General features: G+C 71.1%; 14 protein-coding genes. 7 read left to right on the top strand and 7 right to left on the bottom strand.

The features are described from left to right. Positions 1-131: 131 nt before the first annotated feature. Positions 132-1,058, top strand: a complete 927-nt coding sequence (locus tag ABD143_RS03080; RefSeq protein WP_343970853.1) for a glycoside hydrolase family 16 protein — start codon at positions 132-134, stop codon at positions 1,056-1,058. Positions 1,059-1,168: 110 nt separating this feature from the next. Here ABD143_RS03080 and ABD143_RS03075 read toward each other — a convergent pair whose 3' ends face one another. Next, positions 1,169-2,419 (bottom strand): MFS transporter, encoded by a 1,251-nt coding sequence (locus tag ABD143_RS03075; protein ID WP_343970850.1) that lies wholly within the window; start codon positions 2,417-2,419, stop codon positions 1,169-1,171. A gap of 96 nt (positions 2,420-2,515) precedes the next feature. Here ABD143_RS03075 and ABD143_RS03070 point away from each other — a divergent pair, with 96 nt between their 5' ends. From ABD143_RS03070 to ABD143_RS03055, 4 genes are all read left to right on the top strand, one after another. Next, on the top strand, positions 2,516-2,764 hold the full coding sequence (locus tag ABD143_RS03070) for a DUF2530 domain-containing protein (protein ID WP_343970847.1): 249 nt from the start codon (positions 2,516-2,518) through the stop codon (positions 2,762-2,764). A 36-nt stretch (positions 2,765-2,800) separates the two neighbouring features. Next, the gene (locus ABD143_RS03065; protein ID WP_343970844.1) at positions 2,801-3,535 is read left to right on the top strand and encodes an SDR family NAD(P)-dependent oxidoreductase; all 735 of its coding nucleotides are present in this window, start codon (positions 2,801-2,803) and stop codon (positions 3,533-3,535) included. 103 nt (positions 3,536-3,638) lie between these two features. Further along, complete coding sequence (locus tag ABD143_RS03060; protein WP_343970841.1) at positions 3,639-3,776, top strand: hypothetical protein; 138 nt, start codon at positions 3,639-3,641, stop codon at positions 3,774-3,776. Next, positions 3,773-4,729 (top strand): SMP-30/gluconolactonase/LRE family protein, encoded by a 957-nt coding sequence (locus tag ABD143_RS03055; protein WP_343970838.1) that lies wholly within the window; start codon positions 3,773-3,775, stop codon positions 4,727-4,729. The genes ABD143_RS03060 and ABD143_RS03055 overlap by 4 nt, the downstream gene beginning before the upstream one ends. On the opposite strand, the gene ABD143_RS03050 is transcribed toward ABD143_RS03055, so the two are convergent. Then, the gene (locus ABD143_RS03050) at positions 4,692-5,855 is read right to left on the bottom strand and encodes a L,D-transpeptidase (RefSeq protein WP_343970835.1); all 1,164 of its coding nucleotides are present in this window, start codon (positions 5,853-5,855) and stop codon (positions 4,692-4,694) included. The genes ABD143_RS03055 and ABD143_RS03050 overlap by 38 nt on opposite strands. Before the next feature lie 272 nt (positions 5,856-6,127). Next, complete coding sequence (locus ABD143_RS03045) at positions 6,128-7,177, bottom strand: UDP-N-acetylmuramate dehydrogenase (protein WP_343970832.1); 1,050 nt, start codon at positions 7,175-7,177, stop codon at positions 6,128-6,130. A 24-nt stretch (positions 7,178-7,201) separates the two neighbouring features. Here ABD143_RS03045 and ABD143_RS03040 point away from each other — a divergent pair, with 24 nt between their 5' ends. Beyond that, positions 7,202-7,705 carry a DUF2505 domain-containing protein gene (locus tag ABD143_RS03040; RefSeq protein ID WP_343970829.1) on the top strand — a complete coding sequence of 168 codons (504 nt, stop codon included), beginning with the start codon at positions 7,202-7,204 and terminating at the stop codon, positions 7,703-7,705. A gap of 111 nt (positions 7,706-7,816) precedes the next feature. After that, on the top strand, positions 7,817-8,710 hold the full coding sequence (purU, locus tag ABD143_RS03035) for a formyltetrahydrofolate deformylase (RefSeq protein WP_343970826.1): 894 nt from the start codon (positions 7,817-7,819) through the stop codon (positions 8,708-8,710). 35 nt (positions 8,711-8,745) lie between these two features. On the opposite strand, the gene ABD143_RS03030 is transcribed toward purU, so the two are convergent. From ABD143_RS03030 to lon, 4 genes are all read right to left on the bottom strand, one after another. Beyond that, entirely contained in the window at positions 8,746-9,174 is a 429-nt protein-coding gene (locus tag ABD143_RS03030) for a TIGR03667 family PPOX class F420-dependent oxidoreductase (RefSeq protein WP_343971628.1), read from the bottom strand. Positions 9,175-9,215: 41 nt separating this feature from the next. Further along, the gene (locus ABD143_RS03025) at positions 9,216-10,616 is read right to left on the bottom strand and encodes an FAD-binding oxidoreductase (protein WP_343970823.1); all 1,401 of its coding nucleotides are present in this window, start codon (positions 10,614-10,616) and stop codon (positions 9,216-9,218) included. A 127-nt stretch (positions 10,617-10,743) separates the two neighbouring features. Then, positions 10,744-12,138 carry an FAD-binding oxidoreductase gene (locus ABD143_RS03020; protein WP_343970820.1) on the bottom strand — a complete coding sequence of 465 codons (1,395 nt, stop codon included), beginning with the start codon at positions 12,136-12,138 and terminating at the stop codon, positions 10,744-10,746. A 125-nt stretch (positions 12,139-12,263) separates the two neighbouring features. Further along, positions 12,264-14,570 carry an endopeptidase La gene (lon, locus tag ABD143_RS03015; protein WP_343970817.1) on the bottom strand — a complete coding sequence of 769 codons (2,307 nt, stop codon included), beginning with the start codon at positions 14,568-14,570 and terminating at the stop codon, positions 12,264-12,266. Between the last annotated feature and the right edge of the window lie 22 nt (positions 14,571-14,592).

Here is a 14,592-nt window from a genome sequence, read left to right as displayed (position 1 = left end):
AAGCTCCGCCGGCTGCCATCCCCCCAGTCCTACCCACCCCGCCGGCTCCGCAAGCTCCGCCGGCTGCCATCCCCCAGGTGTTGCGGGGTGCTCTCAGCGTCGGCACAGTGCCCCTGGCCTAGGGTTTCGCCGTGCCCGACACCCAACAGCTACCCGCGCTGTTCCCGCCGGAGCCGGAGCCGCCGCGGCGGGGACGAGGCCGGATCCTGCTGCTCTTCGTCGCCGTCGCCGTCGTCTCCGCACTGGTGTCGGTGCTGGTCACAGTTGTCGTCATCGGCCAGGTCGGCGGCGGCCAGGCGCCGGCGACGCCGACGGCCGCGCCCGACCCGACGCCCCGCAACACCGCCGATCCCATCCGCCCTGGCGGCCACTCCACGCTCGACCCGAACGACCGCTCCGACACGGAGGCGGCCGTGCGCGGCAACTGGCCGCTGATCGCGAACGACGAGTTCGACGGCACCACGCTGAACGAGTCGGTCTGGAACACCTACACCGGCAAGACCACCGGCGGCGTCGGCCGCCACAACCCGGACAACATCAGCGTCGGCGGCGGCACGATGGCGATCACGAGCCACGGCACCTCGTCGGCGGGCATGGCGTGGCAACCCGGCCAGCAGTACGGCCGCTGGGAGGTGCGGGCCAGGGCCCAGCAGGGCAACGGCTACAGCGCGGTGATCCTGCTGTGGCCGGACGCCGAGGACTTCCCGGAGGGCGGCGAGATCGACTTCATGGAGATCCCCGACGGCCAGCGCACCGAGGCGCACTTCGTGCTGCACTACGGCGAGGACAACAGCCAGGTCGGCACCACCACCGCGGGCGACTTCACACAGTGGCACAACTACGCGGTGGAGTGGGCGCCCGACCACGTGGCCGGCTTCATCGACGGCCAGGAGATCTTCCGCTCGACCGACTCGATCGCGATTCCGCCGCGGCCCATGCACCTGGCGATCCAGCAGGACCCCGGCCCGTTCGGGAACGGCTGGGTGCCGCCGCGCGACGAAACCACCCCCGACCAGGTGAAGCTCGAGGTGGATTGGGTGCGGATCTACGGCCTCTGATCTCGCCCAGAAATCTTGCTCGGAAGTTCATCGGGGCCCTGGCTGATGCCAGGGCCCCGACGTGTTTCCGAACTGACGCGCCGCTCCCACCACGAAGCGACTTCTTTAAGTTAGCCTACCCTACCTTTAGCGCGCAACCCTCTCCTCGCGAGCACCGCGCTCACGACGAGCACCGAGACGACCGTGACGGCGCCGCCCACAACCAGCGGGAACTGCCCGCCGAACCGGTCGCCCAACACGCCGAGCAGCGGCGCCCCCACGGGCGTGCCACCAAGGAACAACAGGAAGTACAGGCCCATCACCCGCCCGCGCATGCTCGGCTCCACCGCGAGCTGGACGGCGGCATTGGCGGCGGTGGTGAACGTCAGCGCTGCGCACCCGACGAGGACGAACATCGCGCCGGTCAGCGCGAACGTCGGCATCAGCCCGGCGGCGGTCAGGAGCACGCCGAACACGAGCGCCGAGCCGGCCACGAGCCGCAGCCGGGGCCGTCCTCTGCGCCGGGCGGCGAACACGGCCCCCACGAGCGAGCCGACGGCCACGAGGGTGGAGAGCAACCCGTACGCGTCGGGGCCGAGCCCGAAGACGTTGCGGGCGACCACGGCGAGCATCAGCTGGAAGTTGAGCCCGAACGTCGCCACGAGGAAGACGAGCACGAGCGCCGCGACGAGGTCGCTGCGTCCGCGGACGTACCGCAACGCGGCCCGCAGCTGCCCCGGCGCACGCGGGACGGGCGCGGTGCGTTCGAGTCCGGCAGCGTTCATGCGCAGCAGCGCCATCACGACCGCGGCGAAGCTCAGCGCGTTGAGCAGGAAGACCTCACCCGTGCCGACAACGGCGAGGAGCAGCCCGGCGATGGACGGCCCGATGATCCGCGCCAGGTTGAACGTCACCGAGTTGAGCGCCACAGCGTTGCCGATCTGCCCGATGCCAACGAGCTCCGGCACGAACGCCTGCCGCACCGGGATGTCGAGCGCCGAGAAGCAGCCGACCAGGGCGCAGAGCACGTAGACGTGCCAGAGCTCGACGAAACCCGCGACCTCGGCGAGGCCCAGCACCAGCGCGCAGGCGCCCATCGACATCTGCAGCACGACCAGCATGCGGCGCTTGTCGACGCGGTCGGCAAGCACCCCGCCCCACAGCGTGAGCAACAGGGTCGGGCAGAACTGGAGCGCGGCCGCCACCCCGAGCGCCGCCGCGTTGCCGTCGGAGAGGTCAAGGACGAGCCAGTCCTGCGCGACCCGCTGCATCCAGGTGCCGACGAGGGAGACGACCTGCCCGCCTGCGTAGAGGCGGTAGTTGGGGACGCGGAGTGAGGCAAAGATCCCGCCCCTGGACGTTGATCCGAGGACGGTGCTCACCCTTGGTTAGCCTACACAACTATCCGTCATCCGCCGAACAACGACTGCACCGGCACACCTAAGTCTTGATGTCATCTTTGGCCGTACTCTCGTCGTGTGATCCCTCCCCCGCTGCCGCGCCGCCTCACGCAGGTGCGCACGGTCACGGCGATCGGGTCCCTGCTGTGGGGGCTCGGAGCCGCGGCCCTGCTCTTCGCGGCACTGGCCGGGTGGCGGCCACTCGACATCTGGTTCACCACGTGCCTGGCAGGGATGCTGCTCGGCGGCTTCGGATTCGGCGTCTACTCCTGGCAGCGCGCGTCGGCCCGGCGGGGCTCCCGCGCCGCTCAGCGAGGTCTTGACTGAAGTCGCACCTCGCAACGCGAACGTAGGCTCGATGGCATGACTTTTCGACCCACTGCAGTCGTCACCGGCGCCAGCTCCGGCATCGGCGCAGCCACCGCCCGCGCACTGGCCAAGGCCGGCTTCCACGTCGTGCTCGGCGCCCGCCGCGTCGACCGCTGTGCCGAGATCGCCGCGGAGATCGACGGCACCGCCGTGCGCCTGGACGTCACCGATCCCGAGTCCGTCTCGGCCTTTGCCGCAGCAGTGCCGGACTGCACGCTGCTGGTCAACAACGCCGGTGGCGCGAAGGGCCTCGAGCCGGTGGCGAAGGCCGACGAGGACGCCTGGCGCTGGATGTACGAGACCAACGTGCTCGGCACCCTGCGCGTGACGAAGGCGCTGCTGCCAGCGCTGCTCGCGTCCGGCGACGGCCACATCGTGACCGTCACGTCGATCGCCGCAATCGAGAGCTATGACAACGGCGCCGGCTACACCGGCGCCAAGCACGCCCAGGCGATGCTGCACCGCACCCTGCGCGGCGAGCTGCTGGGGCAGCCCGTGCGCCTCACCGAGGTCCTGCCGGGCATGGTGGACACCGAGTTCTCGCTGGTCCGGTTCGCCGGCGACCAGGATCGGGCGGCCAACGTGTACCGCGGGCTGACCCCGCTCACCGCCGATGACATCGCGGACGTGATCGCGTTCGCCGCCACCCGCCCGAGCCACGTGAACCTCGACCAGATCGTGATCAAGCCCCGGGACCAGGCGAGCGCCACCCGCGCCCACCGCGCGTGATACATCCGATGGACCGACGCCGAGCACAGCGCCGTGCCGGCCCGCCGGAACGTCGTGAACACGCGCGCCAGATCGCAGGCGGATCGCCGAGCCAGGGATCGGGGTGCTCGTGGCAGCCGCGTCCGGTTGGGTGATCGACGAGTTCGGCTACGGAGTGCACTATGTCGTGCTCGACGCGCCGGCGAGGATCACCGCGACAGTGCGCGTCAACGAGCGCGTCAGGACGGAGGAACCGGTATGACGAAGGTCCTGGAGGTGGGCGCCGAGCTGGAGCAGGTGGCCACCGGCTCGATCTGGGCCGAGGGTCCGGTGTGGATCCCGGCCGGCCGCACGGTCCGCTACAGCGACATCCCGAACAACCGCATCCTCCAGTTCTCCGAGGAGACCGGCGAGCTGTCGGTCTACCAGGAGGACGTCGAGTTCACCAACGGACGCACCCTCGATCTCGACGGTTCGGTGGTCCAGTGCTCCCACGGGCGCCGCGCGGTGGAACGGGACCGGGACGGTACGGCCGAGACGGTCGTCGACCGGTGGGCGGGTGCCCGCCTCAACTCGCCGAACGACGTCGTCGTGAAGAACGACGGCACAATCTGGTTCACCGACCCCTCCTACGGCATCCAGAAGCCGACCGAGGGCCATCCCGGTGAGCGGGAGTACGGCGACCACTACGTCTTCCGGTTCGACCCACGCGACGGCTCGATACGGCCTGTGGTGATCGACGTCGAGATGCCCAACGGGCTCGCGTTCTCCCCCGACGAGTCGCTGCTCTACGTCGCCGACTCGGGCCTGGCGCCGCCCGGCGGGCACCGGGACCCGGCCCGGCCGGGCGGCCACTCGATCCACGTCTACGACGTGTTCGACGGGCGGCTGTGCAAGAACGGGCGCGAGTTCGTCGAGGTGGGGCCGGGCCTGCCCGACGGGTTCCGGGTGGACGAGCACGGCAACGTGTGGACGTCGAGCTACGACTCAGTGCAGGTGTTCGACCCCTCCGGCAAGCCCGTGGAGCGCGTGCCGGTGCCGGAGAAGATCTCGAACGTCTGCTTCGGCGGCGACGACGGGCGCACGCTCTACGTCACGGCGAGCACGAGCCTGTACCGCATCCGCACGACCGTGCGTGACGCCGCCGCCGTGCTCCGCGACTGCGCTCCTAGAACCGTCAGAGAGCCGAGAGGGACTTCCACTTCTCCCAGCTGAGCGTCCAGTCCCAGACGTCGCCGTCCTTCGCCGAGAGCGGCACCTGCGTGCCGGTGACCTCGACGGGATCGCCGTAGAGCGCGGTGTCGTAGTAGGCCTGCGCGTCCGTGAGAGAGAGATTGACGCAGCCGTGGCTGACGTTCGCCGAACCCTGCGCGGACGCCGACGCCGGGTTGGCGTGGACGAACTCGCCGTTGTTGCTGATGCGCACGGCCCACTTCTCCATCACGTCGTAGCCGTACTGCGCGCTCACCATGCGCTTGTCGGTGAACTTCTCCGTGACGACGTGGATGCCGGAGCGGGTGTTGCGGTTCGGGTCGGAGTCGAGCCCGTAGCTCGCCGGGTAGTCCGCGACCTGCTTGCCGTCGCGGGTCACGACCATGCGGTGGCTGGTGGCGTCGGCCTTCACGATCTGCGCCCGCCCGATCGTGAACGTGCTGGTGACGTCGGCCGCGCCGTAGCTGCCGCCGCCGTAGGGCACGCCGAAGAGCTCGGCCTTCACGGTGACTGTGGTGTACGCGGGCCAGTACTCCTTCGGCCGCCAGTCCACCCGCGAGCCACCGCCCTCGTCCGGCAGCCAGGCCCACGAGCCCTCGACGGGCACCGACGTGGTGACCGACAGCGCCCGCTCGGCGGCGGCGCGGTCCTCGATGTGGGATTTGAACTGAAGGCGGATCGGCGCGGCGATGCCGACGGTGCGGTTGTCGCCGATGTTGATGGAGCCGCGCACGATCTTGACCGGCGTGATGGTGGTGAACGAGCCCTGCACCGGCACCGAGCCGGTGGCGCCGGATGCGGTGCCGCCCCAGGTGTAGACGGTGTCGTAGCGCATCGCGCCGCTGCTGGTCCAGCCCGTGCGGTCGGCGTTGAGAGCGCCGTCGACGACCTTCCCGTCGGGGTCGGTCAGCGTGACACGCTCGAGCGTGCCGTCCGCCACCGTGACGGTGGCAGGGGCCCTCGGGTCGACCCCGGTGGCGCCGCCGGACGGCGTGAACGACACCGTGGCCGGCTGGGCCAGCACAGGTGGCAGCGGCTCCGGACCCCTGTCGGCACCCGCGGTGGCCGCGGTGACAACACCCAGCGACCCCACCACGATCACGGCCAGTACGAGCAGCAACCTTCGCAAGTCCGCCCCCCCTCGCAGCACATCCCATCAGCAAGGACGCCCGCGCTGCGCTGCGGTTGCTTCCCACCACCGTGAGCCCGGCACCCCGCCTCACGCTACGCGCAGCATCACGCAGGCCGCCCACGACCATCGTCTGGGGGTCGCCCTGCGGGGTGATGCACATCCGCGCGGGCGGCGGGAGGGCCGCAGGGCGCTCCGGGAGGGTCCTGGACAACTCCGCCCGTAGCGAGCGACGCCCAGTAGGGCCGAGTTGTTCAGGGCGCTCCTTAGTCTTAGAGCGCGCAGCCGACGAGCACGGGCTCCGGGTGCAGTTCCACACCCCACCGGGCGCGGACGCCGTCACGGACCTCGCGGGCCAGTTCGAGGAGATCGGCGGTGGTGCCGCCGCCGCGGTGGGTGAGGGCGAGCACGTGCTTGCCGGACAGCGCGACGCGCCCGCCGGGGCCTGCGTGCCCCCGCCCGAATCCGGCGCGTTCGATCAGCCAGGCCGCCGGCACCTTGACCAGGCCGTGACCGGCAGGCCAGCGTGGCGCCTCGGCCGGGGCGTCCGCCTCGGGCAGCACGGGGTTGGTGAAGAACGACCCCGCGCTCCAGGTGTCGCGGTCGGTGGCGTCGAGCACCATGCCTTTGCTGCCCCGCAGTTCGAGCACGGCGTCCCGGGCGGCGCCCGCCGGCACCCGCGCGCCCGGCTCGACGCCGAGCGTCCGAGCGAGCTCGGGGTAGCGGATCTCGGCGCTCTCCCCCGTGCCCGGCAGCGCGAAGCGCACCCGCAGCACCACGACGTCGTCACGGCCCTTGAGCACGCTCGTCCGGTACGCGAGCCCCAGGTCGGCCGCCGGGATGTGCTCCCGGACGGCGTCGGTGCGGCGGTCGTAGACGTCGACGTCGACGAGCAGGTCGGCGATCTCCACCCCGTACGCGCCGACGTTCTGCACCGGGGTGGCGCCGGTGCGGCCGGGAATGCCGGAGAGGCATTCGAGCCCGCCGAGGCCGTCGGCGACGCAGGCGGCGACGACGTCGTCCCAGTCCTCACCTGCCTCCACGGTGAGCAGCACGGAGCCGTCGCTACGGCGTTCGACGTGCCGGCCGGTGCTCGCGACGCGCACCACCGTGCCCGGCCAGCCGTCGTCGGCGACGACGACGTTCGAGCCGCCGCCGAGCAGGAGCATGGGCTCGCCGTTCGCGTCGGCCGCGCGCACGGACTCGATCACTGCGGCGGCCGACGGCGCGTCGACCAGCCGCCGGGCCGGTCCACCGAGCCGCAGGGTGGTGAGTGGCGCGAGCCGCTGCGTCGGCGGTGGAGCTACGTCGGGTACCCGCACGGGGGGCAACGGTAGCCTCCGCCTATGCCCACCCAGTTCGACTACCGGCACACGTGGTCGTTCCCGGCCGACGAGGTCTATCCGACTATGGTCGAGGCCGACTTCCTCCGCGCCCGGCTGGAGCAGATCGGCGGCCCCGGTGCCGCGCTGCTGGAGCACAGCGTCGACGCCGACGGCGCCCGCTATCGGCTGCGGCAGGGCGTGGACCCGCAGAACCTCCCGTCGCTGGTGCGGACCGTGCTCCCCGGCGACGTCGTCATCGAGCGCGAGGAGAGCTGGAGGCGCGACGGTCCGGGCAGCTACACGGGCGACACTCGCGTCACGATCCCCGGCACCCCGGGTTCGGCCACCGGCGTCATGCGGCTGCGCGACGCCGGCGAGGGGAGCGAGCTGCACATCCGGATCGAGGTGACGGTGAAGGTGCCGCTCATCGGCGGCAAGATCGAGGAGATGGTCACCGGGCAGGTGACGGGCCTACTCGAATCCGAGTCGACCTTCACGCAGGACTGGCTGGCGCGACGGCGGTAGGGCGTCGCCGCAGGCTGTCCACCACCCAGGCGACGAGCGTCACGGACACTCATGAGTTGTCATCGGCCACACCGGGCGGCCCCGCCGACGCCGTGAGGCACGATTCCTGATGTGGACCCCAACGCCGAGCAGCAGTACGTCATCACGCTGAGCTGCCCCGACACCACCGGGATCGTCGCCCGCATCGCCGGGTTCCTCGCCGACGCGGGCGGCTGGATCGTTGAGGCGGGCTACCACTCCGACCCGACCAGCGGATGGTTCTTCACGCGCCAGGTTGTGCGGGCCGACTCCCTCCCCTACGGCGCGGACGAGCTGCGCAGCCGGTTCGCCGAGGTGGCCGCGGACTTCGGCCCCGAGACGACCTGGACGGTCACCGACACCCACGTCCCGAAACGCGCCGTGGTGCTCGTCAGCAAGGAGGCGCACTGCCTGCACGACCTCCTCGGCCGCGTGTCGACGGGCGAGCTACCGGTGCGGCTGTCCGCCGTGATCGGCAACCACGACGGGCTCGCGGGCATCGTCGAGGCGCACGGCGTGCCGTTCCACCACATCGCGTTCCCGCCGCCCGGCAACGGGCGGTACGAGGAGGCGAAGGAGAAGGCCTTCGAGGAGCTGCGCGGGCTGGTCAAGCAGCACGATCCGGACGCCGTGGTGCTCGCGCGGTTCATGCAGATCCTCCCGCCCGAGCTGTGCCGGGAGTGGGCCGGACGCGCGATCAACATCCACCACAGCTTCCTGCCGTCGTTCGTCGGCGCGCGCCCGTACCACCAGGCGTACGCGCGTGGCGTGAAGCTGATCGGCGCCACCTGCCACTACGTCACACCCGACCTGGACGCCGGCCCGATCATCGAGCAGGACGTCATCCGCGTGGACCACAGCGACACGGCAGCTGACATGGTGCGCCGCGGCCGCGACATCGAACGCCTCGTGCTGGCCCGTGGACTGCGCTGGCACCTGGAGGACCGGGTGCTGGTCCACGGCAACAAGACGGTGGTGTTCCGCTAGCGATACTGAACAACTCCGCCCGTAGGGCTCTGCGCTCAATAGCCGCGGAGTCGCTTCGGGAGGAACCTCAGCGCCACCGAGTAGGTCTTCGCGAACTCCTCGGCGCTTCCCCAGCCGTTCGTGATCCGCTCGCCGTACTTGGCCAGGTAGGCGGGGTTGTCCGGGACCGCCGGGGCGACCGCGTCCACGTGGGTCTCGCCGGCGAGCACCACGATGTCGCCGCCGGCTCCGTCGCCGTCCAGGTTGAGCGCTGTCTGGCAGCGGGCGCGCACATGGTCGAGCCGCTTGGCCCTGTAGTCGCTGTAGACGAGCGCCGTCTCCCCGTCCCACACGAACCACACGGGCGCCGGCTGCGGCGTGCCGGCGCCGTCGACGACGGTGAACCAGGCCACCACCGCCTCGTCGAGCCGCCGCGCCACGCGCGCGTCGAACTCGGTGCCCTCATCGGGCAATGCGAAAGTCATGCCCACGGCAACGCAGAGGACCGACCGGCATTCCGAGTGGTTCAGGCCGGCTTGATGTTGACGTTACGGTGGAACAGGTTGCCAGGGTCGTACACGGACTTGATCCGCGCGAGCCGATCGTACTTCTCCGGCCCGTACGACGTGCGGACCCGCTCGTCGGCACCCACGTCCGAGATGAAGTTGACGTAGCTGCCGGAGCCGGCGGCGAAGGGGCGCATCGCGTCCCAAACCGACCTGGCCCAGGCCCGGTCGGCCGCGAAGACCTGCGGGTCGGTGCTCGCGGCTGAGAGATCGAAGACGTAATGCGGCGCCCGGACGCCGCCGAAGGCCGTGGCGTCCTCGTCGACATCGGCCATCGCGCCGTGCAGCGCGAAGATCGGCATGAACGTCGACGGGGAGGTCTTCTCCTCGGCGCGCTCGGTCATCACCGTGATCGCGTCGTCGGTCAGCTCGGTGAGCAGTAGCCCCTTGTCGTAGCAGCGGATGCCCCATGGCACCGAGTCGTCCAGCAACTGCTGCACCTGGGTGTAGGGCAGCGGCGACACGAACTCGATCAGCGGGGCGCACGCCTCTCGCACCTGAGCGACCGCCTGCGCGTGCTCCTCGGCCGTGCCGAACCCTGTCATGAGGAGGGCGTGGCCCACTCGGCCGTGGTGCTCCGCGGGCACGAACGGCGCCTGCGGGGCCGCCAGCGCGCCGGCGATCAGGATCCCGTAGTCGGGCGGGAGGCTCGCCATCACGTCCCGGCAGGCGCGCAGCCCCTCGACACCCCGCTCGATCTCCCAGAACAGGAGCGTGAACTGCACCTCGGGGCCTACCGGGTGCAGCAGGAACTCGAACTCGGTGACGACCCCGAAGTTCCCGCCGCCTCCGCGCAGCGCCCAGAACAGGTCCGCGTTCTCGGAGTCCGACGCCCTGACGATCCTGCTGTCGGCGAGCACGACCTCCGCGGACTCGAGGTTGTCGATGCTCAGCCCGTGTCTGTTGGTGAGCCACCCCATCCCGCCGCCGAGGGTGAGGCCGCCGACGCCGGTGTGGCTGATCACGCCGCCGGTGACCGCGAGACCGTGGGCCTGCGCGGCGGCGTCGACCTCGGCCCACGACGCGCCCCCACCCACCCGCGCCCGCCGCTGGCGGGGGTCGATCGCGACCGTGTTCATCGGCCCGAGGTGGATCATCAGCCCGTCGTCGCCCGCTGACGCCCCGCTGAGCGAGTGGGCGCCACCGCGCACGGCGATCTCCAGCCCGTTGTCGCGACCGAACGCGACTGCCGCGGCGACGTCGGAGGGCGAGGCGCAGCAGGCGACCACGGCCGGGTGCCGGTCGAAGTCCCCGTTCCACAGCGCTCTGGCCTCGTCGTATCCGGCTTCGCCGGGGAGAAGCACGGAGCCCGACATCGCCGCCCGTAGGCCCTCTGTGTCTCCCGGTGCCGTCCTCGTCATGGCAGGTCTCCCTCCCTTGCCCGACCAACCGAGTGATGTCGCTCACAGAGTGTGGAAGGTTATCGAGCAGCACGAGGCGAACGGGTGGTCCCACCGCGGACGGACCACCCGTTCGGCATCGGAGCCGTCAGGCGGGCTTGATGTTGGCGTTGCAGTGCAGGACGTTGCCCGGGTCGTACGTCGCCTTGATCCGGGCCAGCCGCTCGTACTTGGCGCTGCCATAGGTCGTACGCACGCGGTCCTCGCCGTACTCCGACATCAGGTTGACGTAACCACCTGCGCCGGGCGCGAACGGGCGCACCGCGTCCCACGTCGAGCGCGCCCACTGCCGCTCGGGCCCGAGGAGCTCGGCATTCGGTGCCAAGCCGTCCACGACCACCGCGTACGTCGCCGACCGGCTGCCGCCGAACGCGGTGTCCCCGTCCGCCACGTCGCCGTAGGCACCGCTCAGGGGGAACAGCAGCAGCTGCGACATCGGCGACTGTTTCGCCCGCAGGTTCTCGGCGATGACGTCGACGACCTCGTCACCCAGCTCCTCCAGGTAGAGGCCCTTGCTGTAGGAGTGGACGCCCCACGGCGCGCCGTCGTCGAGCATCTGCTGCAGAGCCACGTATGGCATCGGCGTGACGAGCTCGAAGAGCGGGGGCGCGGCCGCGCGGATCGGGGCGAGCGTCGCCTCGTGGTCCTCGGCGGCGCCGAAACCCATCACCATCAGGGCCACACCCGGTGCGAAGTGCAGTTCCTCCGGCACGAACGGCGCGGGTGGGGCGTTCACACCCGCGATGGCGCCACCGGCATTGCGCGGCAGGGCGGCGAGCGTGGCCCGGCCCAACCGGATCACGTCCTCGGCGCGGTCGAGCCCGTAGAAGAACATGCCCAAATGCACGAGCGGGCCGACCTCGTGCAGCCGGAACTCGAACTCGGTGACAACCCCGAAGTTGCCGCCCCCGCCGCGCAGGGCCCAGAACAGGTCCGGATGCTCGGCCTCGCTCGCCCGCACGATCCGGCCGTCCACGAGCACGACCTCGGCGGAGACCAGGTTGTCGATGGTCAGGCCGGCCATCCGGCTCAGCCAGCCGAAGCCGCCACCGAGGGTCAGGCCCGCAACACCGGTGTGGCTGACCGTGCCCGCCGGCACGGCGAGCCCGTGCTCCTGGCAGGCGGCGTCCAGGTCGGCGAGCGCAGCGCCGGGCCCGCACCGGGCGCGCTTGGCGACGGGGTCCACGACAACTGTCGCGAGCTCGCTGAGGTCGATCGTCAGCCCGTCCTCGGCGATCGCCGTGCCGGCCACGTTGTGGCCACCGCCCCGCACAGCGACCTCGATCCCGGTCGCCTGAGCCCAGACGAGGGCCGCCGCAACATCGGCGGGCGAGGTGCAGCGTGCCACGACCGCCGGGGTGCGGTCGATCGCGCCGTTCCAGATCAGCCGCGAGACGTCGAAGTCCGCGTCGCCTGGGAGGGTCACCTGCCCGTCGATGGCGTCGCGCAGTGCGTCGACGCCGCCTTTCACCGTGTTCGTCATGTCTGCTCCATCCGCGCGCCCTGCTGGGTGTGTCCGAGGTAGGAGCAGGCCGTCGGGGCACCTGATACGCGAACAGGCACCCCCGCCCCGAACGGGGGCGCGGGTGCCTGTTGGGTTGGTGCAGGTCAGACGGCTGCGGCCACCGGGGCCGGCTCGAGAGCCAGCTCCAGCACCTCCGCGACGTCGGCCACCGGGTGCACCCGGAGCTCACCGCGCACCGACTCCGGCAGATCGTCGAGGTCGGGCTCGTTGCGCTTCGGGATGATCACATCGGTCAGCCCGGCCCGGTGTGCGGCCAGCAGCTTCTGCTTGACGCCGCCGATCGGCAGCACCTTGCCCTGCAGCGTGACCTCACCGGTCATGCCGACCGAGGACTTCACCGGCCGCCCCGACGCCAGCGAGGCCAGCGCCGTGGTCATCGTGATGCCCGCGCTCGGGCCGTCCTTCGGGACGGCGCCCGCCGGGACGTGGACGTGCAGCTTGCGCGCCGCCAGGTCACCGGCCAGCCCGCGCGAACGCAGGTAGCTCAGCGCGATCGACACCGACTCCTTCATGACGTCACCGAGCTGGCCGGTGAGTGTCAGGCCGGGGTCGCCCTCCATCGCGGTGGCCTCGATGAACAGCACGTCACCACCCGCTCCCGTGACGGCGAGTCCGGTGGCGACGCCGGGCACCGAGGTGCGCTCGGCCGACTCCGGCGTGAACTTCGGCCGGCCCAGGTAGGTGACCAGCACGTCCGCGTCGACGTGGACCGGCGCCGCGGTTCCGGAGTCGAGGTTGACGGCAACCTTGCGAAGGACCTTCGCCAGGCCCCGCTCCAGCTGCCGCACGCCGGCCTCGCGCGTGTACTCGGCGGCGATCATGCCGAGTGCCACGTCGGAGAAGTCGACGTCGGACGGCTCCAGACCGGCCTTCTCGATCTGCCGGGGCAGCAGGTGGTCGCGCGCGATGGCGACCTTCTCCGCCTCGGTGTAACCGTCCAGCGTCACGACCTCCATGCGGTCCAGCAGCGGGCCGGGGATGGTGTCGTAGGCGTTGGCCGTGGCCAGGAACAGCACGTCGGACAGGTCGAGGTCGACCTCGAGGTAGTGGTCGCGGAACGTGTGGTTCTGCGCCGGGTCGAGCACCTCGAGCAGGGCCGCGGTCGGGTCGCCCCGGAAGTCACTGCCGACCTTGTCGATCTCGTCGAGCAGCACCACGGGGTTCATCGAACCGGCCTCGCGGATGGCCCGGACGATCCGGCCGGGCAGCGCGCCGACGTAGGTGCGCCGGTGGCCGCGGATCTCGGCCTCGTCGCGCACGCCGCCGAGGGCGACACGCACGAACTTGCGGCCCAGCGCCCTGGCGACGGACTCGCCCAGCGACGTCTTCCCGACGCCGGGCGGGCCGACCAGCGACAGCACGGCACCCGAGCCGCGGCCGCCGACCTTCTCCATGCCCTTGCGGTTGCGCCGCGCCCGGACGGCGAGGAACTCGATCAGCCGCTCCTTGACGTCGTCGAGGCCGGCGTGGTCGGCGTCAAGCACCGCCCTCGCCGCGACGAGGTCGTCGGAGTCGTCGGTGAGCGTGGTCCACGGGATGTCGAGCACGGTGTCGAGCCATGTGCGGATCCAGCCTGACTCCGGGCTCTGGTCCGACGCCCGCTCCAGCTTGCCGACCTCGGTCAGCGCGGCCTTGCGGACGTGCTCGGGCAGGTCGGCACTCTCGACACGCGTGCGGTAGTCGTCGGCGCCTTCCGGCTCGTCCTCACCCAGCTCCTTGCGGATCGCCGCGAGTTGCTGGCGCAGCAGGAACTCGCGCTGGGTCTTCTCCAGGCCCTCGCGGACGTCGTTGGCGATCTTCTCGGAGACCTCCTGCTCGGCGACGTGCGCGCGAGTCCACTCGATCAGCAGCTCCAGCCGCTTGACCGCATCGGTCTCGGCGAGCAGCTGCGCCTTGTGCTCGACGTCCAGGTAGGAGGCCCAGCCTGCGGTGTCGGCGAGCTGGCCGGGGTCGGTGATCTGCTGCACCGAGTCGACGACCTGCCACGCTCCGCGCTGCTGGAGGATGCCGATCACGAGGGCCTTGTACTCCTTGGCGAGCTCGGTGGCCCGCCCCGTGACGGGCCCGTCCTCCACCGGGGTGGCCTCCACCCACAGTGCCGAGCCGGGGCCCGGGACACCGGACCCGATCTGCGCGCGGCCCTCACCGCGCACGACAGCGGCCTTCTCGCCGCTGGGGAGCCTGCCGACCTGCTCGAGGACGGCGATCGTGCCCACGGCGGCGTATTTGCCGTCGAGGCGAGGGACCACCAGGACCTTGCGATCGACGCTGTTCGCTGCATCGACCGCTGCCTGGATCTCCGGCTCGTCGAGCCGGACGGGAACCACCATGCCGGGCAGCACCACCGAGTCGGCGAGCGGAAGCACCGGCAGCTTCAGCGTCTCTGTCATGCCTGTGTCAACGCTTACACCG

It is taken from the genome of Pseudonocardia aurantiaca (assembly GCF_039526725.1).
GTDB classification, from domain to species: Bacteria; Actinomycetota; Actinomycetes; order Mycobacteriales; family Pseudonocardiaceae; genus Pseudonocardia; species Pseudonocardia aurantiaca.
Note: the sequence above shows the minus strand (reverse complement) of the source record. Positions and strands in the feature narration are given on the sequence as shown.